At 39.8% G+C, this 20,437-nt stretch carries 17 protein-coding genes and 1 pseudogene; 7 read left to right on the top strand and 11 right to left on the bottom strand.

Translation table 11 applies throughout. From position 1 onward, the window contains the following. Window positions 1-194 precede the first annotated feature (194 nt). Window positions 195-2,000 carry a DUF885 domain-containing protein gene (locus ACFQ3Q_RS09140; RefSeq protein WP_380745030.1) on the top strand — a complete coding sequence of 602 codons (1,806 nt, stop codon included), beginning with the start codon at window positions 195-197 and terminating at the stop codon, window positions 1,998-2,000. Between the two features lie 70 nt (window positions 2,001-2,070). Here the strand turns inward: ACFQ3Q_RS09140 and ACFQ3Q_RS09135 are convergent, their stop codons facing one another. From ACFQ3Q_RS09135 to ACFQ3Q_RS09115, 5 genes are all read right to left on the bottom strand, one after another. After that, the gene (locus tag ACFQ3Q_RS09135; protein ID WP_380745029.1) at window positions 2,071-2,529 is read right to left on the bottom strand and encodes a cold-shock protein; all 459 of its coding nucleotides are present in this window, start codon (window positions 2,527-2,529) and stop codon (window positions 2,071-2,073) included. A gap of 260 nt (window positions 2,530-2,789) precedes the next feature. Beyond that, window positions 2,790-3,347: a GIN domain-containing protein gene (locus ACFQ3Q_RS09130; RefSeq protein ID WP_380745027.1), complete on the bottom strand. Its 558-nt coding sequence runs from the start codon at window positions 3,345-3,347 to the stop codon at window positions 2,790-2,792. Between the two features lie 127 nt (window positions 3,348-3,474). Continuing rightward, window positions 3,475-3,948 carry a cupin domain-containing protein gene (locus ACFQ3Q_RS09125; RefSeq protein ID WP_380745025.1) on the bottom strand — a complete coding sequence of 158 codons (474 nt, stop codon included), beginning with the start codon at window positions 3,946-3,948 and terminating at the stop codon, window positions 3,475-3,477. A 10-nt stretch (window positions 3,949-3,958) separates the two neighbouring features. Then, entirely contained in the window at window positions 3,959-5,344 is a 1,386-nt protein-coding gene (locus tag ACFQ3Q_RS09120; RefSeq protein WP_380745023.1) for an FAD-binding oxidoreductase, read from the bottom strand. A 177-nt stretch (window positions 5,345-5,521) separates the two neighbouring features. Continuing rightward, window positions 5,522-5,980, bottom strand: coding sequence for a universal stress protein (locus ACFQ3Q_RS09115; RefSeq protein ID WP_380745022.1), 459 nt, complete (start codon window positions 5,978-5,980; stop codon window positions 5,522-5,524). 157 nt (window positions 5,981-6,137) lie between these two features. On the opposite strand from ACFQ3Q_RS09115, the gene ACFQ3Q_RS09110 reads away from it, so the two are divergent. From ACFQ3Q_RS09110 to ACFQ3Q_RS09100, 3 genes and pseudogenes are all read left to right on the top strand, one after another. Next, window positions 6,138-6,665 carry an APC family permease gene (locus ACFQ3Q_RS09110; protein ID WP_380745020.1) on the top strand — a complete coding sequence of 176 codons (528 nt, stop codon included), beginning with the start codon at window positions 6,138-6,140 and terminating at the stop codon, window positions 6,663-6,665. A gap of 13 nt (window positions 6,666-6,678) precedes the next feature. After that, window positions 6,679-7,380 (top strand): annotated as a pseudogene (locus ACFQ3Q_RS09105) (APC family permease); the annotation flags it as partial. Between the two features lie 81 nt (window positions 7,381-7,461). Then, window positions 7,462-7,932, top strand: coding sequence for a ferritin-like domain-containing protein (locus ACFQ3Q_RS09100; RefSeq protein ID WP_380745019.1), 471 nt, complete (start codon window positions 7,462-7,464; stop codon window positions 7,930-7,932). A 37-nt stretch (window positions 7,933-7,969) separates the two neighbouring features. On the opposite strand, the gene ACFQ3Q_RS09095 is transcribed toward ACFQ3Q_RS09100, so the two are convergent. The 3 genes from ACFQ3Q_RS09095 to ACFQ3Q_RS09085 form a co-directional block, all read right to left on the bottom strand. After that, on the bottom strand, window positions 7,970-8,632 hold the full coding sequence (locus ACFQ3Q_RS09095; RefSeq protein WP_380745017.1) for a hypothetical protein: 663 nt from the start codon (window positions 8,630-8,632) through the stop codon (window positions 7,970-7,972). Window positions 8,633-8,700: 68 nt separating this feature from the next. Further along, window positions 8,701-9,240 carry an SRPBCC family protein gene (locus tag ACFQ3Q_RS09090; protein WP_380745015.1) on the bottom strand — a complete coding sequence of 180 codons (540 nt, stop codon included), beginning with the start codon at window positions 9,238-9,240 and terminating at the stop codon, window positions 8,701-8,703. Window positions 9,241-9,246: 6 nt separating this feature from the next. Next, window positions 9,247-9,609 carry a nuclear transport factor 2 family protein gene (locus ACFQ3Q_RS09085; RefSeq protein ID WP_380745013.1) on the bottom strand — a complete coding sequence of 121 codons (363 nt, stop codon included), beginning with the start codon at window positions 9,607-9,609 and terminating at the stop codon, window positions 9,247-9,249. Window positions 9,610-9,806: 197 nt separating this feature from the next. Between ACFQ3Q_RS09085 and upp the strand changes: the two genes are divergently transcribed. After that, window positions 9,807-10,466: a uracil phosphoribosyltransferase gene (gene upp, locus ACFQ3Q_RS09080; RefSeq protein WP_380745012.1), complete on the top strand. Its 660-nt coding sequence runs from the start codon at window positions 9,807-9,809 to the stop codon at window positions 10,464-10,466. Here upp and tamL read toward each other — a convergent pair. Both tamL and ACFQ3Q_RS09070 read right to left on the bottom strand, forming a co-directional pair. Further along, a complete protein-coding gene (gene tamL, locus ACFQ3Q_RS09075; RefSeq protein ID WP_380745010.1) occupies window positions 10,463-12,745 on the bottom strand; it encodes a translocation and assembly module lipoprotein TamL in 2,283 nt (760 codons plus the stop codon). The two genes, upp and tamL, sit on opposite strands and share 4 nt — an antisense overlap. Beyond that, a complete protein-coding gene (locus tag ACFQ3Q_RS09070) occupies window positions 12,742-17,745 on the bottom strand; it encodes a translocation/assembly module TamB domain-containing protein (RefSeq protein ID WP_380745008.1) in 5,004 nt (1,667 codons plus the stop codon). The genes tamL and ACFQ3Q_RS09070 overlap by 4 nt, the downstream gene beginning before the upstream one ends. A 427-nt stretch (window positions 17,746-18,172) precedes the next feature. On the opposite strand from ACFQ3Q_RS09070, the gene ACFQ3Q_RS09065 reads away from it, so the two are divergent. Next, a complete protein-coding gene (locus ACFQ3Q_RS09065; RefSeq protein ID WP_380745006.1) occupies window positions 18,173-19,003 on the top strand; it encodes an OmpA family protein in 831 nt (276 codons plus the stop codon). A gap of 71 nt (window positions 19,004-19,074) precedes the next feature. Here ACFQ3Q_RS09065 and ACFQ3Q_RS09060 read toward each other — a convergent pair whose 3' ends face one another. After that, window positions 19,075-19,497, bottom strand: coding sequence for a DoxX family protein (locus ACFQ3Q_RS09060; protein ID WP_380745004.1), 423 nt, complete (start codon window positions 19,495-19,497; stop codon window positions 19,075-19,077). 260 nt (window positions 19,498-19,757) lie between these two features. Between ACFQ3Q_RS09060 and ACFQ3Q_RS09055 the strand changes: the two genes are divergently transcribed. Beyond that, window positions 19,758-20,255, top strand: coding sequence for a DUF4402 domain-containing protein (locus ACFQ3Q_RS09055; RefSeq protein WP_380745003.1), 498 nt, complete (start codon window positions 19,758-19,760; stop codon window positions 20,253-20,255). The last annotated feature ends 182 nt before the right edge of the window (window positions 20,256-20,437 follow it).

The raw sequence follows: 20,437 nt of genomic DNA, 5'->3' as shown, positions 1-20,437 counted from the left end.
TAATATCAATCAATTATCCGCTGAAAGTCTTTAGGGATAGCGCTTTAGCTTACTTATTTTTTTATTCTTTATTTACTTAAACAGGTAACACTATTCACTTTTAAAGCAATTTTCTCCTGTGCCAGGGAAATTAATTCTCTGGAAAAGGCAGTTTTTATGTGTATATTAGATGTTTAATCTAAATAACCGTACCGATGTTCAAAAAAGTAATAGTCCTATTAATGTTTGGTCTCTTTCTTGCCGGCTGTAAAAATGAACCTGAACAGGAATCAGAAAATAAAAAAGATACTGCCGCTGTAAGGGAAAACTTTGATGCTCTACTTCAGGATTTCTATGATAAAGGCCTTGCGTTAGATCCTATCAGTGCTACTGTTTCTGGCGATAACCGCTTTAATGATCGTTTCCCAAACAAACTTTCTAAATCTTATAATGATACCCTGAAGAATTACTATAAGACCTATATGGAAAGATTGAAAGAATTTCAGGATGAAGATCTTACTGAAACCCAGCAAATGAGTAAGGACGTTCTTAACTGGGAGTTAGAAATGCATCTTGAGACATTAAATTTCAAAAATCACGAATACTTTCCCATAGACCAGATGTGGTCTGTTAATCTTTTTATGGGACAGCTTGCAAGTGGTATGGGCGCACAGCCTTTTAAAACGGTTGAAGATTATGAGAATTGGCTCAAAAGAGTCGAAGGTTATGTAAAATGGCTGAATACTGCTGAAGAGAAAATGAGGGAAGGTATGGAAGAAGGATATGTCTTGCCAAAATCCCTTATCAATAAAGTGATTCCTCAACTAAAGGCAATGACAGAGCCGGATCTTGAAGAACACCTTTTCTACAAACCGGTAAAGAACTTCCCCTCTAACTTTTCTGAAGAGGACAAAAATCGTTTAAAAGAGCAGTATACCAAAATGATTAAAGAAAAGGTGATCCCGGCATATCAGAATCTTTATAACTTTATGAAGAACGAATATCTGGAAGCGGGAAGAACTACCAGCGGAATTGCTGATATTCCTGATGGAGAGGAATATTATAAGCACCAGATAAAAAAGTATACTACTACAGATCTTACTGCCGAAGAGATCCATCAATTAGGCCTCGATGAAGTTGCGCGTATTTCGGCACAAATGGAAAAAGTAAAGGAACAGGTTGGTTTTAAAGGAAGTCTGAAAGAATTCTTTGAATACGTTAGGAATAATAAGGACCTGATGCCTTATAAACAACCTGATCAGGTTATTGCGCATTTCAATGAGATCTATGACCGGATGAAACCCCAGCTAAATAAACTTTTCGATAAAAAACCTAAAACCGAATTTGAGGTAAGAAGAACTGAAGCCTTCAGGGAAAATTCGGCAAGTGCAGAATATAACCCGGGATCTATAGACGGGACAAGGCCGGGAATATTTTACGTTCCTATTCCAGATGCCACCGCTTACAATATTTATTCAGACGAATCCCTGTTTTTACACGAAGCCATTCCTGGACATCATTATCAGATCTCTCTTACCCAGGAAAACGAGCAGCTCCCTATGTTCAGAAAAACTCTGTGGTACAGTGGTTATGGGGAAGGCTGGGCCCTTTATTCGGAATCTTTAGGGAAAGAATTGGGACTATACACTGACCCATACCAGTATTTTGGGATGCTTGGCGCCGAAATGCATCGTGCCGTTCGTCTTGTAGTGGATACAGGACTTCATTCCAAAGGATGGACACGGGAGGAAGCTATTCAGTATTCCATTGAAAATGAAGCTGAACCAAAGGCTAGCATAGTTTCTGAAATTGAAAGGTATATGGCTAATCCCGGTCAGGCCTTATCTTATAAGATAGGGCAGCTTAAAATTCTTGAACTAAGAGAGAAAGCTAAAAAAGAACTCGGAGATAAGTTCGATATCGCTCAATATCATAATGAAGTCCTGGAAACCGGGTGCATTCCGCTTGAACTGCTGGAAAACAAGATAAACGCCTGGATCGAAAAGCAAAAACAAAGCTGATCTCTTAATTTGATCCAACAAAAAAGCCATCTGGATCCAGATGGCTTTCTTATATTTCGAAATTTCGAAACTAGATCTTCTTTACATTTACGGCGTTAAGCCCTTTCATACCTTGCTCAAGTTCAAAAGACACCTTATCATTTTCCTCGACTTCATCAATAAGTCCGCTCACGTGAACAAAATATTTCTCTCCGGTTTGTTTTCCTAATATAAATCCGAATCCTTTTGAATGATCAAAGTAAGATACTTTTCCTTCAGTATCGGTAATTACTTCTTCCTCTTCCCTGTCTTCTTTCTTAGGCACACCTATCTCAATACTTTCTGCGTCCACTTCAACTTTTTGAGAAGGATCTGGCGGCGTATCGGTAAGGTTTCCATATTCATCTACATAAGCAATCATATCGTCAAAAGAAGCCCCCTTATTGGAGTTCTCTTTACGTTCCTGCTTTTTAAGCTCCTTTTCCTTACGCTTTTTAGCTTTCTTCTTTTCTTTTTCCTTTTTATTTTGTGTTTGTCCGGATCTTGCCATTTTTAGATTTTAATAGGCCACTTTTTTACGGCATTTACTGAGAGACACCGTAGGAGTACTTGGGAATTAATTTTGTGAAAATTGATCTGCCTAATAATCTATCTAGTGAATTCAGGTTAAGCCGACCTTGGTCGCCTGTAATTTCTACAAAGATAAGATATAGATATCAAAATGCCTGATAAAAAAACAAAAGCCTTCAAAAAAGATTTGAAGGCTACATTCAACTAATCACCACTTGGGTTAAAAATGAATGAATTTTGTTAGCGATCTCTGTTTATAACTATCCTGGAGCCATTTTTGTTACTACTAACCATATTTTTAACCGATTTGTACAGCAATTCCGAATCACTGTCTGAACTCACCACAAGGCTATTGAAATCTATATTTGAAAAATCGGCGACTGCACCGTTACTGATGGACAGAACGAAATTATCGGTTTTAGAGAATTCATTATCCATTGTGATCCTGCCTCCTTCACTTAAGGAAACAACTTTAAGTTCAGGCACATATACTTTAACTACCAGGTCTTTAAAACTGATCCCGGCTTCCTTAGAGCTTATAGTTAGATTATCACTGTTAATTACAACCCCTGAATTGGTAACCTTTTTAGACCATTCCTGGCCACCAACTTCCACTTTGATCTTTTCGGCAAGTTCGGTATTACCGGAATATTCGATCTTATAAACATCAGATTTCACAATCTGAATATTTGCATCTACCTCACTTTTTAATGCTTTAAATGCTTCCAAAGAAACTTGTTGTTGTGCAAAAGCAGCTCCGCTGATGAACAGAATCGTAAGAAGAAATAGTTTTTTCATCGTTTTTTGATTTTTGATTGTTCACTTTAAAGACCGATGAAAATTTTAAATGTTACATAAAAAAACCACCGCTTTTAACGGTGGTCACTCTAACATAAATAAAAGTGCTTCGGGTAAATTAATCCATTTAATCATCTTTAGTTGCAAAAGCGTCCAGGGGCTCTTCGAATGCAATATATAAGACACAGGGTCCGTCATTCAGGCATTTGGCCGAGTGTTTCTTTTTAGCCGGACCATATGCAAAAGAGCCTTTCTTAAGTGTTCGCGTTTGTTCACCCTCATAAGTCACTTCCATTGTTCCTGATACCAGGAGCATTCGTTCCGCAGAAGTATGCCAATGTTCCGGGATATCTGAATTAGCCGGAACCTTAAATAGAATATCTGCATTTTGCTTTGCCGGGTCGCCGTGAAGTATGGCAATATTACAGCCTTCCGGCATAAATTCCGGGCAGCCACCCCATTGTAGGTCGGCATCATCTGTATTTACAACTACAGATGATTTATCGCCGGCGTTTTGCGCGTTCATACAAACGAAACTGAATAGAATGGTAATAGCAGCCAGGAAAATCCTTGCATTGTTTAATTTTAATTTAAGGTTCATAATGCTAATTTTAAGGTTGGATATTTTGATTCAATCTGAAGAAATTAGTAGGGTCAAATTTTCTTTTTACTTCCACCAATCTATCGTAGTTATCTTTATAGCTCGCTTTCACCCTATCCTGTCCTTCATCCATCATAAAGTTTGAATAAGCTCCTCCAGCTGAAAACGGATGGAGCCCAGACCAGTAATCCTTACACCAGTCGGTTATCTTTTGTGCATTCGTAGGATTAGGGTCTACCCCTACTATCACCCCGGCATATTTGGCATCCCGATAAGCCCAGGCAGTATCTTTATTCTTTCTTTCTGCTGCTTTTCCGCTTAAAGGATATAAATGCATTTGGGAAAGCGGTGTGGGAATCTCTGAACCGAATTTAAGATGCTCTTTCCTGATTTCAGGACCCAGTTCGTGGAAAAAATCGGCTCGCCAGTACCATTGAAGTCCGGGCGGCATCATTCCGTCAAAAAGTGTCTGAATAGAAGGATAAGGCATTTCGCCTACGTGTTCGAATTCTGGCTTAAGGTCTCTTACAGGTTGAAAAAGCTCATCAAATTCATCAGGATCTCCTGTATAGCACCATATAATGCCGCAAAACTTCCTGTTATGTAGTTCTTCAGGGAAAGGAGGTCCCGGTATCTGCAGGGTAGCAATAAAGCCGTTTAAGTCATTCGGAGCATTATGAATAAAGCGGTCATACCATTCCATCACTTTTTCGGTTTCTTCTATTGGCCACAAGGTAGGTCCGCCGATCACTGTCTTAAGATCGTGAGCTTTAAACTTAAAGGAAGTAACGATCCCGAAGTTTCCTCCCCCTCCTCTGATGGCCCAGAATAAGTCAGGATTCTCATCTTTATTAGCTTTCACAAAGCTTCCGTCAGCAAGTACCATATCTGCTTCCAGGAGATTATCTATGGTTAATCCGAATTTTCTGGTAAGATGACCAACTCCGCCACCAAGGGTAAGACCACCAACCCCCGTGGTAGAAATAATTCCAGCAGGGACCGCAAGCCCAAAAGCGTGGGTAGCGTGATCTACTTCTCCCCAGGTATTACCACCACCTACACGAACTGTTTTCTCATCAGAATTTACATGAATAAACTTTATGCCGGAAAGGTCTATTACCATTCCCTCATCGCAAATCCCAAGTCCTCCCCCGTTATGTCCGCCACCCCTAACGGCTACTTTAAGGTTATTCTCTCTTCCGAAGTTAACTGAATAGATCACATCTGCGGCATCCACACATTTAACTATAAGACCAGGTTTACGGTCAATCATCGCGTTATAAATCTTTCTTGCATTATGATAATTTGCGTGATTAGGAAGAATAACTTCCCCCCTGATTTTGGTCGCCAATTCATCTACAAGATTGGTTTGTAGATCTTTTACTAAATTTTCCATTATGTATCCGGATTTTTGAAATACCAAAAGCAATTGAACATTTGGTACAATCATCATTAAAAGTAAAATGAAAAGGGGGGAAACCTCTGCTGGATTTAAGCCGTAACAGAGTTAGAGAGCATTACCAATTTAAACAAAGATAAGCTTACAGAATATGGGGAATAATACGTACTTAGGTTATTTTTTAACCGGCACCATAAATACAGGGATCTCTGTTTTTTCAAGAACTTTGGAGGCTACCGTTCCCATCAGCAATTTCTCCAGAACCGAATGGCTGTGAGTCCCCATTACAAGGAGGTCGGCTTTCCATTTTTTAGAATAATTAAGGATCTCCCTGGCTGTCTCTCCATCTGCCAGATGAGTGCTTACAGACGGATTGTTAAGATGATCTGCCGCAGTTTTTAAAAAGTCTTCTGCCACCTTACGCATTTCTGCTGCCATACTTAGATCTGTAGTTATCTCATTATAACCTTCATAGCCCATAAAGGTAGGATATTGAATTCCGTAAAAACTTATATCACTAACTACGTGAATAAGACAAACCTGTGACCCCATTGTTTGGGCAAGTTTATATCCTGCTTTTACTACCTGTTCAGAAACAGGGTTATAATCCACTGCTATAAGTACTTTTTTCATCTCTCTTAAAGCTTTACTTCTATTAAAGTTACAAAAACTATGGAGATCTAACCTTCCCGAAAAGAGACTTAAGGCACTGTTATTTTTTTCTTTAGAACCCGTTAAATCGTTTAGAGGTTTCTTGGCTGATGGGTATTTTGTCTCAAACAACCAATCCATGTCAAAGAACCAACTTAAAAAATCCCTCGGATTCTGGGATGTCTTATTGTTTGGAATAGGCGGTATTGTGGGTGCCGGAATTTATGCAATAATTGGAAAGGCAGCCGCCATAAGCGGAAATATGTTATGGCTCAGTTTTGTGATCGCGGCCACCGTGGCGCTATTAACAGGACTAACGTATGCTGAATTTGTAAGCCGGTTTCCGGATGCAGGAGGGAGTTTCGAATATCTTAAACAAGGCTTAGGAAAGAAGACCGCCCTAATCATGTCTATATTTATGACCTTTACGGGTGTGGTAGCAGCGGCGGCAATTGCCATAAGTTTCGCAGACTACCTGGGGCGCTTACTGGAAATTTCCAGCTGGATAGCAATTATTGTCATCATAGGGCTTATGGCTTTCTTCAATATAATAGGCTCCAAATACAGCTCCTATTACAATAGTTTCGCTACTATTGTTACCCTTCTGGGGCTTGCTGTGGTTGTAGGGGGTCAGTGTCCCGGAATTAGGGAATGTAGACCTTCTTGAGTCCAACAACCGTGGTTGGGCCGGGATATTTGCCGGCGGTGCCTTAATCTTTTTCAGTTACGTTGGTTTTGAAGATCTTGTAAAAATGGCTGAGGAAACAAAAAACGCTAAAAAGAATATGCCAAAGGCCGTACTTTTAAGCGGTCTGGCCGTACTGATTATTTATGTTCTCATAGCGGTTTGTGTGGTAAGCGTAATGGAATGGAAGGAACTAGCCAATTCCAACGGGCCTTTGGCAGCCGTTATTGAAAGTAAGCTCGGTTCTATAGGGGCTACTTCCCTTGTAGTAATTGCGCTTTTTGCGACCAGTAAAACAATTCTTAGCAATATTCTGGGAACTTCAAGGCTTTTATATGACGTAGCCAGGGACAGCAAGATAAAATGGCTGGAGAAATTCACTACCATCTCCGGGATAGGACATGCTCCTAATTATGCAATTATAGCCATATCTATAGTCTCGGTTGGCTTCGGACTAATAGGGAATCTGAAAGTAGTGGCCAGTATCAGTAATATTTTCATTTTCATCGTTTTTGGAATGGTGAATGTGGCGTTGCTGAAATTTCGCTATAAAAACAAGACAGATGAATCGGAAAAACCGGTCTTCCGGATCCCTTTAAATGTTCGAAATATTCCTGTTCCCACAGTTCTGGCCCTGGTTACCATTTTAATAATGTTTGGTTTTAATATCTATAACCTGGTTCAGGGTAACGTTTAGAAAAAACTGATTATTATCATTTTAATCCAGCGCAGTTTCTTATTATATTTATACATATATACCTATAAATATCAATGAGTTATGAAGACAACAAGAGAAGCCGCTAAGGAAGATAGCCACAAAACCCTGGTGCATAATTTACAGGAATTACTGGAAAAAAATTATGATGCCGAAAAAGGTTACAAAAAAGCACTTGAACACGTTAAAAACTCTCAATTAAAAACCTTTTTGAAAGATCAGGCGGTTCAAAGAAATCATTTTGCAACCGAATTAGATAAGTATATTCACGAATTGAATGAACATCCAAAAGAACATACCAGCCCTTTATCTAATTTGCACAGATTCTGGATAGATTTTAAGTCCACAATTAGCAAACAAAGTGATAAAGATATACTTGAAGAATGTATACGAGGAGAAAAAGCGAGTTTAAAGGAATATGAAGAAAAACTGAAAAAATATACTTTCCCACCGCATATAAAAGATGTATTAAAAGCTCATATAGCCGAGATTAAGGATACTATTTCGAGTGTAAAAACAATGGAAGACCTATAAACTAAGCTTTTAAAAAAACCTGATTTACTTCAGGTTTTTATTTGTTTTCTTCCCAGGACCTTTCTTTCCTGATAACGATACTTGCTTTGGCTCCCGTAAGCAGGTTCCACCTATTAACCGTGACGGGTTGTCCTTTCTCATCAAAGACCTTTAACTCTGCCGTATTAGGACCTGATTCGCCCTGGTTAAGAGCTTCAAACTCAATATTATTATAGCCGTCTTCCAGATTGACCAGAATAGGAGTATAACCGGCCCCAAGACTTACACTGTGTAAAATAACCTCTCCGTTCAGCAATACCCGCACTTTATCTCCATCAACGTATTCGTGGTCGCGGCAATAAACTTCTACAAATTTCCCGGCTGTTTTGAAATCTCCCAGGTACTGATCATTTTTATATATTGCTTTAGCTTCGCTATCCTTTTTCCATTTTCTTTCTATAAGACTCCCGGCTGTCAGGAGATCGTCATTAGTCTCACGAAAATCTAGTTTTTCAGGTTCCTTTCTTAAGAAATCATTCTCTTCCTCTTCTTCTTTTTCAGGTTTTCTCACCTCTATTTCCGGCAAACCTTCTTCTGCTTCTTTTTCTTCAGGTTCGGCTTTAAGAAGGTCTCCGGTATCTGTAGTTCTAGGGATCTCTATTTGGGCATAGGCTCCGGAAGACAACAGAAAAAAAGCAAAAACAAGTAAGCGTAATTTCATTTCTGATAATTTAAACAGATGGTTGTGCATATTTCAATCAAAAATATGGCCAAAATAGAAAGAAGCTTTTATTTCTCTAAATTTTTATCGAACCTTTCCTTATAGTCCTGTTCGTGTTTTTCATAAGTCTTCCAGAAAGCCGGTGCCTTCTTTCCCCAGAGCTTACTTTCCAGAATATCTAAGTGTGTATGCCAGCCTGCAGCAACCCCTATCAGGGTCTCAGGCTCTTCTCCCAGGCCTTTATGGGTTAAGATCAGAAGTGCATTATCTTCTTTGGGAAGCAATTCAAAACTTACTTCAGAATCTCCGGCCCAGGTATAGCTGAGTTGCTTTGGTGGCTCTACCAGTAAAACCCGGGCCTCCATTGTATCACCATCTTCATACTGGCTGAATTTCTCCGGAACCGGATCTTCCTCATCAGATAGTAAGTTATGCTGAAAATGTAGAGTAAGCTTTCCTCCTGCCCTTTCTTCCAGTTTGCCAGATGCAAGCCATTGTCCGCGTTTTCCAGATTTGGTTAAATATTCCCATAAGTCTTCGGTATTGCCGGGAAGCAAAACTTTAAACTGTAGGGTGCCCGGTGCTATCAGTTTTCCGTGTTTTCCCATAATCATCTATATTTTTATCTCGATAACGTAAGAAACGAGCTCCTCTATCCTCGGTTCTTTCAAGGCACTTAATTTATAAATGTCACAAAAAGCGTATCTTCTTAACTTCATTCCCTTTTTGCCTACCTCGATATAACCGTCTACTACAGCTGTCCTTTCCTGGACAAGAATATTGCTGATGTCCAACTGCATATTTTCCGGAACATCCATTTCGTCAAGTACTTTCCTGAAATTTTTCTTTCCTTTAATTCTGCAATCTCCAACCACGTTCCAGACTATGTTATCGGTCACATGTTCAGTGATAAAATCAGAGTTCCCTTTAGCGAAAGCCTCATTTATTTCCCTCAAAAATTTTTCTGTAGTGCCCATCCCATCTAAGTTTTTGGTTAGTCAATAAAACCGGGGGAGTACTGCTTCTCAGTTATATAAACTTACATTATTTTTTTGAGATAGTCAGTCCTAAATATGGCCTTAATATGTTTGGATTACAGGAGATACATGGGTTATCTTTATTTTTTGAAAAATCAAGCTTTTTAAAAGAACAACTATTTCAGAGACAAAGACTTATGCATATACATCACTTACAGGAAAAGAATAGCATTGCCAACCGCTTTATAGCTCAGTTAAGGGATACCTCCATTCAACAAGACCGAATGCGTTTTAGACGTAATATTGAGCGAATTGGAGAAGTGCTTTCCTTTGAGCTTAGCAAGGAGCTAAACTACCATTCTAAATCTGTAACTACTCCCTTAGGAACGGCTCAAATAAATTTACCGCAGGAAGATATAGTTATTTGTTCAATTCTTAGAGCGGGGCTTCCTTTACATAACGGCATCCTCAACTATTTTGATGAAGCTGAAAATTCCTTTATTTCAGCATACAGACATCATCCGGATAATGATGAAAAATTCGAGATACTGGTAGAGTACCTGGCCTCCCCTTCCCTTGAGGGTAAAACGCTTATCCTGGCAGACCCTATGCTTGCCACGGGAAGATCTTTTGTAAATGTATTGAAGGCCCTGGAATCTATGGGGAGGCCTGAACAAATACATATGGTTTCGGTTATAGGTGCTAAAGAAGGAGTAGAATATGTTTCTGAAAATTTCCCTGAAAACACTCACCTCTGGATCGCCACTATAGACGAAAAACTTAATGAAAGAGGTTATATAGTTCCGGGGCTAGGTGATGCCGGAGACCTGTGTTTCGGGACTAAAAAACAGCACTAGAAAGGATAGCCTATAGCGAAATTAAGCACGGGTTTTTTATAACCGAATTTCCAACGTTCCCCTTCGGCCAAGGAAGGATCGTGAATAGGAGCCGCAAGATCGAACCTTATTACAAAGCTTTGAATATCTATCCGAAGCCCGATGCCGGTTCCTATTCCCAGTTCGTTTATAAAATCTGAACTAAACCGGTCTCCTTCAATATCTTTATTGTCTTTGGTATTCCAAACATTACCGGCATCTATAAAAGCGGCACCCTTCAAATAGGAGTATATAGGAAAACGGTACTCCAGATTTGCTTCCAGTCTTAGATTCCCTGATTGGTCAAAATAGGCACCTGCTTCAGATTCGGGATCATAAGTTCCCGGGCCAAGAGACCTCGTATTAAATGCCCTTATACTGTAGGGCCCGCCGGCATAATATTGTTTTGTAAAGGGCATCACCTCAGAATTCCCATAAGGCAAACCATATCCGGCAAATAACCTTGCTGCGATTAACTGTTCCCTGCCTGTTTTCATATGATAACTGAAATCTGCATCAGCCTTGACATATTGAGCATATTCAAGTCCCAGGAAAGTTTGAGGTTCCTGATCGGAATGCCCGCTTATAAGATCGATAGTATTTCCGGCAATATCCAGAGTGGAATTCAAGAAAAAAGTATGCTTTCTGCTCAGATCACGATGCCCGTAATACGTGAAAGAATAAGTTAGCCCCGCGATGAATTGCTGATCGAAACTGCTCTTTAAATAAGGGTTTTCACTGAGAATAGTGTCGAATTCGTCTGATGTTTTCATCAGGTTCACATAATTAACCGAAATTGGATTTAACTCGTGGGTCACAAACCTGTTGGCGTTCCAGAAGTAACCAAAGTTAGTACCCAGTGAAGCCAATGTAAAAAGTTTGCTTCGGCTTAAATAATTTCCCTCCAGGCCAATCCTGGTCTTTGGGATATCATATTTAAACCAGTTATTCTCAATAGGAACCGGGAAAAGTAATCTCGGGAAAATAAGTTCGGTCTCGAGCCCAAGCTGAAGACTGTTTAACCCGGATTGTTCTGTACCTCCAACCTGTACTTCATAACCCACTTTTCCTGTGATGTTAAGCGTCTCTCCCCCGTGAAAAAGATTTCGGTTAGAAAATGTTAAGGCAAGACTTGGTCCTGCAAAATCGTTAGATTTAGTAACCGCCTGCAATTCGGCCCTTACAGCCCTTTTCTTTAAGGGAGAAAGAAATATATTGGCCTCAAGAATTCCAAGGCTATCGGTCGCAAGCGTATCTATTTCGTCATATCTTATATTGACGAATTTATAAGCCCCAATTGATGCAATACGCCTGCTGGTATTCCTGGAATCGACCGGGTTATAAAACTCCTCTTCATCAATCAAAAGGTATGGCGCAAGTCTCTTTGGTTTAAAAAATACTTCATCCTGGATGAAGTTCTTATTATCGAACCTGGTAGTATCCTTAGGCTGTGAATCATTATTCACTACGTAATTAGGATGAACATTCACCTTACTGATCTTATATGGAATTTGTGCCCTGGAAGGCACATCCTTCTTTAACCTTAGAAAAAGATCGAACTTCTTTTTTTTATATTGGTTGGTATCGGCCTCAAAGATCAGGAAATCGGGGTTAAAATTATAATACCCCCTCTTTTTTAGTTCATTATCAAGACGCTCACGTTCCATTTTAAGACTGGGAAGATCAAATCTCATCCCTTTTTCAATAGGAGTGTCTTTTATCAGGTCTTTTAATTCCTGGTAAACTATAAGTGAATCTGAATCAAGCTGATAAGTTTCCAGTCTGTATGGCTCAGGCAGTTTTGACTTATAATTTACCGAGGCCGTTTTGTTCTTTTCTTTTTCGGTAACAGAGGAACCTACCCGGCTATAGAAAAAACCACGATTCTCGAGCCTGTTAAGAATGAGATCCTCGGTTCGCGGGATGTCTACATCTGAGAGGTACACCGGCTCCTCTCCTATTTTCTTGTTTAAAAACCTATTTATAAAACCAGGTTTCTCGCGCTGCGCCTTATAATGAAAGTATAAACCCGGTCGCATTCCCAAAAATTTAGAGTTTGGTTTGGGTTGCAGCACATTAGTTATCTCCGTACGCACTTCTTCCAATTCCTTAAGACTGGAATCGGCCCGGATCTCGAGATCTGCACCGGTATATAATAATTCCCCTTCAGGAATGAATTTTTTCACACTGCAGGAGTGTATAAGAAACACTCCAAATAAGATAAGGCCTGCCTTTTTGATATTTGCTATTATAAACCTCATTCCTGTTCCCGCTTTTTTTGCCTTTCAGCATTCATCTTCTCTTCCTGCTTTTTCCTTTCTTCTTCAACCATACTTTTCCAAAGTTCCCTGAATTCATTAAACTCCCTGGTAAAGATAAGTGCGATCCCGCTAACGATCACCTGGCCGTCAATTACGTTTTCAAATTCATTTCTTCGAAAACCTTTAAGGCGGAAACGACCATTTTCAGTAAGCAGATATTCAATGCTTACATTCCCTATTATAGGACTGGCTTCTCCGGTATTCCTGTCGGTACCCTGAACATCTACTTCACTACCTACACTTACGATAAGCCGATCGTTTAAGAGTTTTTTCCGGGCTGTAATATCAAGTTGTGTCCTTTGCTGTGGCGATTCTCCCTGGTAGTCGGTATAACTGTCCACCCCAAAGTTCAGCTGCACTCCCGTATCTCCCAGAAGTTTATCTGAAAACATATTCAACTGGTCAGAAAGTGCCTGGTTGATATTGTTCCTGGCTATAGCGGCCGTACCACCCTGGCTACCGTCACTTCCGGGTGAAGGATAAAATCTGTTCAGGACCAGCAAGGAGAAAACCTGCTTATTAAGTTCCTGTTCCTGGTTGTTTAATTGCCTTATCCTTCCATATACCTGGCCTCCTGCACTGCCCTGTTCATCTTCGGGCATATCCAGACCAAAAGAAATTTCAGGTTCCATCAATTCTCCCTCTACATTCAAATACACCAGAAATGGCAATTCCCTTCTGAAGCGATCTGCCACAGAAGCATCGGCGCCGGAAGTCTGAGCAGCCATAAGCGAAGAAGCTGAAGTTTCCACCTTATAAATGGCTCTTACATCAAGGCTTGCGTCAAAAGGATCGCCACTCCAGGTCACGGTACTTCCTTTCGCAATTTCGAACTTCCTTTTCACCAGGTTATACAAGCTCATTTCATAGTGCCCCCCGCTCATCTCATAACGTCCGGTAAGAGAGGTCCTGCCATTTGGATATAAGTTAAAATTAAGATCTCCTTCTCCCTGAACCTGGAAATTATCTCCGGTTTCTTCGTCTATTACTATCCTGAAAATGGCTTCATCTTCCAGAGATAATAGGGCCTCTATATTATACCCGGTAAAAGTCTCCACTTCCTCCTCAGTCTTTGTCAGGATCGCATCAGGATTCTCACGATTAACAAACATCACGATTCCTTCCCTTTGCTGCATAGCAAGTTCAGCTTCGGGAATCACGTAAGTAAGATTCGTATTTGGACCTACATCCAGTTTCATATTGAGGTTAGGCAGGTCCAGATCTCCGGTTAATTTGGCATCAAGATCAAAAGTAGCTGTGCCGTAAAACAGGTCGTTATCCTCTTTTGTGGAATTCAGTGCCTTGAAATCTTCAGCCTTGAAACTAAGGTCGAATTTAGGGTTGAGGTAAGTTTCGGTGAAAATATCACCGTCTACGGTAAAATAATTATTGTTCTCATCCTCTATTCTGAATTTGTCGAAATAGATCCCCGCATTATCCAGCTTCAGGTGCTCATCAGGTAAAATGAATGCCGCATTAAGCATAGCCACATTGAATTTAGCCTGTTTAAAATGAAGTTCTCCATTATATTTCGGCTCAAGCGTAGTGCCGCCAACTTTTATAAGACCGGAGAAACTGCCTGAAGTATTTTTAATGGCTCCGGCCGAAAATCCTTCCAAAGCTTCCATTTCCACCTTCTTAAGGTCGAGTACCAGGTCAAGTTTAGCCGCTGTGGAATCTGCCTGGTAATTTCCGACTAAATCAAGTTCTGCAAGACCTCCCACAGTCTCAAGCTGAAAATCATACATTCCGGCACCTTTTGTTTCTCCCTTTAAATTAAGGATTCCCAGGTCTACACTAAAAAGACTGAATTGATCGACCCTCAGGTCTGCCAGGATCCCGGTTTCGGTAAAAGGTTTCTGAACCACCATTTCTCCGTTTACCCTGCCAGTAGCCAGTTTCCTTTCAGGATTGAGATAAGAAAAAAGACTCGCCAATCCGAAATTCTGCAAATTCAAAGCAATATGGTCTTCTGTAACACCCGGTTTGTCATTCGTTATTTCCAGAACCTGATCATTCCGGCTTAACCTGAAATTATGGAATTCCAGTTTATTATCAGTCAACCGGATTTCATTATTTTCATTTACTGTCCATTCGTTCTTATTTAACCTCAGGCTGTCTGGTCTTAAATGAAACCGGACGAGACCCTCATCCCTTGTAATTTGCCATCTGGCGCTGATAAGGTTATCACCCTGGTAGCCGGCTAGAAAATCAAGGTTCATCTGTTCATCAACAACCTCTCCCTTTATTTTGGTTTCGTGCAAGGCAAGAGGACCAAGGTCTACAGAATTGAAACCAAGGTTGAACTTTAAATTATCCTTTCCTGAGTTAAGATTGAATTTCAGGCTATCGATCTCACCGCCATAATATGTAAGATGTGGTAACTCAACCTGTGCGTCCAGCTGCCGCTCTTTTTCCTTAAAATCGACTTTAAGATTAAGGGTGTCGAAATCTTCCAGGTTAAGTAAAAAGACTTCAGAAAGGATAGGCGACGGGTTAATATTAGCCCTAAGTTTTAAATTGACCGGGACACCTATCGTATCTGTCTTTACTTCCGTAAGATAAGATCTGAAATGGCGATTGAGTGCCTTACTGAAATCTACCGGGCTGGCATTACTTTCAAGATCAAGATAGATCAGCCTGTTGTTGACCTTTAAGGAAGTGGTATCCGGCCTCACAAAAGCTGTAAGATCAAGGTCTCCCAGTAAATAGGACTGCTTATCATAAACCGCGATCCCATCTATAATATTGGAACTCACCTCATATGCTGTTGAATTACCTTTAAAGCTGGCATTAACTTCAGCACCAATCCGGATGTCTCTTTTAGAGATGCCCATTTCCATAAGATTGGCACCTTTAAGATCAATTTTCAGGTCTACGGCCGGGCTCACTGAATCTAATTGCACATAGGCATCTAATACCGCATTAAGACTGGAATCTTTATATTTTGAATTTACTACTCCTTTCCCGTCCTCAATTTCCCCCGATATAATCCAGTCCTTTATGCTGTAATTATTATAGGAAAAAGAAGTTATCCTGCTTTCGAAAGAAGCATCGAGCTTATTGATAGTTTCGCCATTTCCTGAAGCTTTAAGCTCTAGATTTAACTTCCCGAGCTTTTCATTATTAAGCAGCTTTCCAAGATTCGCTTCTTTTAAATTAAGATCGGTATTAAATGTCAAACCGTCTTCAGAGGAAAAACTACCGGTTATTTTTGCATTTCCTTCAGAAGTATTAAGCGAAGAGACGGTTTCAATGTTCGAAGGGCTTCCACTAATATTCCCGGAAAACTTCAGCTCTGCAGGTATACTAATACCCAGTTTTTTTTCTTCAATAAAACTAAGGAGTTCTTTTCGGCGGGTATGCAGTTCAAAACGCGGAACACTGAAATAAAGCTTCTCCGGCTTTGTTACGTTCTTTATATTTCCGCTGGCAGCAAGAGAAGTGGAATTCCCCCAATTCATATTTAATTTTTCAAACCCTATATCAGACAGTTTCCCTTTAGCCTTAAAGTTTCCGAAGACCTTATGTTCACTTAAAGCCCGGACGTATTCATTGTTCTTTAAGGCAGGCTGAAACCTGAAGATATCAGCTATATCAAATGCAAGGTCTGAAATATTGATATCGATACGGGTATCGCCGGGGGATTCTGTAATATTTTGAATTCCCTGATAGCCCAGTTCTAAATCACCGGCGAGCCTGTTTTGATTAACAACTGCTTTAAGATCGGTAAGCCTGAAAAACTCATCTGTGGTTTCAATATTGAACTCTATGTTTTCAGAAGTTATTCCTGACGCTTCCTGGAAGGAGATCGAGTTTATCCTACCTCCCACAGCCTTATTCATCAGGTACAGTCCTTTAGCCTTAAAATTGAGGTCCTTTAATACAATGGCTCCGGGATCAAAACTTCCTTTTACCGGCCTTTTATTATTTTCAAAATAACTTATTCGGTTTTGGTGAAGGTCGATCTCCTTTATATTGACCTTCCACTCCGGCCATTGAAATTGATCTGAATTTGCTTCAGCTTTATCGGCAACCACACTGGTCCTTTTATTATTACGTAACTGTATTTCCGAATTTTTAAGAGTAAAAGATCCAAGATTTATAACCTGCTCCTGAAGATCTATTAAGGACACCTCACTTGAAAAATCATTAATTTCAGTTAAGGCCTTTAAGCTATCGGGCTCAGATTTATAATTGACCTTAACCTGGTCGACCTGCAGGGAGTTTATACTAAGAATCGGCATAGGCAATTGTTCCTCGGGATCAGATTCCGGAAAAGGCCCTGTTTGGGTGAATTTTATACTAGTGTTTGAAATATGGGCATCATCGGCAGAAAATCTCATCTTCTCAAGATCGGTTTCCTTCAATTCCAGCTTTAATTCCCCTATTATAAACTGACTATCTATAGCTCCAGGCTTATCTTTATATGTAACATCGATATTCTTAAGACTTATATCACCAATCCTGATTTTTGTAGAGGAAGAACCAGGATTTTCCCGGGTTGTAGTGGAATCAGAGGACAAGGCTTCAGTAAGAAAACTATAATTGAAGCCCGAAACACTGTCATTCCTTATAATATTTGCTTTTAGCCCTTCCCACTTTAACTCCTCTACCGCAATGGCATTTCCTTTAATTATTGGCCACAAGGGTATATTAGCCTCCATATATTTTGAATACACCAGGGTATCACCTTTTTCATCTTCCAGATAAAGCCCGTTCAGTTCAATATTTCCCGAAAAGGTCACGAATAGCTTCTCCAGTTCAATTTTGGTATTGGTCTTTTCCCGAAGAGAGGATACGAACTTGTCTTTAATGATATTTTGCCCCCAGGGACTTCTAATAAAGAGTATCAACAGCAGCAATAAAATAATGATCCCTGCCAGAGTTCTGGCAAGGACCTTTAGAATTTTAAACAATCTCTTTTTGTACTGCTTCAAAGCTGGTTATTATCTTAGCTGAGTTAGTGAAATTTATAAATACGGAATTTAGGGAAACAAAACGCTCCTTACGTTTAATAAACTTCTGTTAAAATTAAACCTTTCCGTGGTAACCAAAAGGAAAATGTCCCGGCAAATTTGTGGAAATATGATACAGAAACCACCAGTTTTCCACAGTATTCCTACGCTGATCACCTCCTCTTATTTTATTTCCCGAAAAGGATTTGTTTCATTTTTCAGCAAAACAATCTTTGCGCTTAGGTTGCTGTGATTGTGCAACTTGCCCCAATATTCATAGGGATTTAAATTAACAGAGTTCATTACAGAAAGACCTTCTGAACTTGAAATGGCATCATTATAGTACAACTCCTATTGCCCAGCCAAGCAAAAACAACTAATCCTGGGTGGTAACTAAAAAAATTTAAAAATGAGAAAAACAATAGCAATTACTGTATTATCGGCAGCAATGCTAAGTTCATGTGTATCTAAGAAAAAATACGTTGAACTGGAAGGCGAATTAAATGAAACCAGAAGTAACCTTCAAAAAACCCAAGTTGAAAAAGAGGAGATTGAAGAGAAGTATGCTCGTATAGAAGAGCGTGTTGCCGAATACAATGAAAAGATCAATTCACTTAAAGAAGTGAACAACGAAAAGCTGGAGCTTAACGATGTTACGGCAATGTCTAATAACACCAAAGAGAAAATGAGAGCCACCATCGCCAAGATGGACCCTAAAGATCTTGAAGGAGCGGAAACTCTTGAGGACTCTATAGATCTGGCTGTTTCTTACAACCTGAAGAACTCTATTTCTGAAGGTGAAAACGACGAAGATATTGATATTAACGTCGACAAAACAGTTGTAATGATCAATGTTTCTGATAAGCTTCTTTTTGGAAGTGGTAGCTACAGAGTATCTAAAAATGCACAGCCATTGCTTAAGAAGCTGGCAGAAGTAATAAACTCTGAACCTGCTATGGAAGTAATGATTGAAGGTCATACAGACGACCGTACTTTGGTAGAGAGCTCTTACATCCAGGATAACTGGGATCTAAGTGTAAGAAGAGCAACTGCTATTGTTCGTCAGCTACAGGACAAATATGATGTAGACGGATCTAAGCTGATCGCTGCAGGAAGAAGCAGCTACCAGCCTCTAGTTGACAATTCATCTAAAGAAAATATGGCTAAAAACAGAAGAACCCGTATCGTAATTATTCCTAATCTGGATAAATTCTTTGCGATGCTCGATTCTGAAGGATAGTCAGAACCATTCTTAAAGTAAAAAGGGCTGCCAAATGGCGGCCCTTTTTTATTGAACAGGTCTGGCAGTGTCTACTTCTTCTTGGATAGTAAAAAGTAATGATCCAGAGAATATTTGCCGGCTCCGGTAAATAACAGCAGGATAAAACCGGAGCAAAAAAGAAGCGGTAATTCCTGTTTCGCAAAACCATCGGGAACGTGAACTACAAGCGCCGCAACGGCCATTGTCATAATTAAAGGGATAACGGCCAATCGGGTACCAAGACCAAGCATAACCAACACCGAACATAAAAATTCGGCGAGCACAGCAAAGGTGAAAGTGGTTACTTCTCCAACCCCCAAAGGATCGGCAAAACGAATAGGATCGCTCCCAAACATCTTTATAAGTTTTGGGATGCCGTGGGTAAGCATTAAGCCAGAAATTGCTATCCGGAAAAACAACAGCCCGAAATCTACAGAGGCTAAATTCAGGTTCGTTGAATATGTATTTCTCATAAAAATTGATTTTTAGTTGTTGAAATATAGGTTTTTTACACAAAACTCAAATCTTGTCATGTTAAATATTATTAATAATTAAACTATCCTTCAATCCATTTAAAATCGTATCTTATTGGTAATGTGTTTATTACAAATATTCGATGTTTAATCAGTTAATCTCAAGATCAAACAAAAGTGCATTTCATCGATTTTTATGGTCTTTTGTCGATTAGGCAGGATATATTCATTAGTTTTACTCTATGCAATAAAAGTGCTAAGTGAAAAAGGTTTTTTACATACTCATTACTGTTTGTTTTCTGCTTTCCGGAGAAGTATACTCTCAGGCAACGGCAACATTTACTGCTTCGGCTACCATTATCCAACCAATTGGCATTACCACAACTTCCAATATGAATTTCGCCAATATCGATGCCCGTTCCGGAGGAGCGGTTATATTAACGCCTGAAAATACCAGAATTAGCTCTGGCGGGGTTGAACTGGCCGAAGGAGCAAATGTTTCTGCAGCAGAATTTGAGGTTACCGGGGAAGCCGGATATTCTTTCTCTGTAAGCCTTCCGAAAACACATTATGAACTCACCAATGGTTCTGAGACTATGATCCTTAAGGATTTTACCAGCAGCATAACCGAAGGAGGCCAGATCGCTGAAGGCTCAAAAACCATCAGGGTTGGAGCGACCCTCGATATTAATCCCAATCAAACTCCGGGCTATTACACTTCAAAAGGAAGTATGGAGGTTAGTGTAAACTACAACTAGCCAGGCTTCATTCCTATCTTCTCCCTTTCCTCTTCCTCTTTTTACTTCAAACAAATCTTATTTAATGTTAATCTAACAGGAGGTTTGTGCACTTTAACGAATATCTGACGACATCATCGAATAAATTTTGTTCCCATAGGAGGTTTCGCACATATTTGCGCTGAATCTATCAACCCAGAAAC

Source organism: Salegentibacter chungangensis (assembly GCF_042678405.1).
GTDB lineage: Bacteria > Bacteroidota > Bacteroidia > Flavobacteriales > Flavobacteriaceae > Salegentibacter_A > Salegentibacter_A chungangensis.
This window is presented reverse-complemented; position numbering and strand designations above follow the sequence as displayed.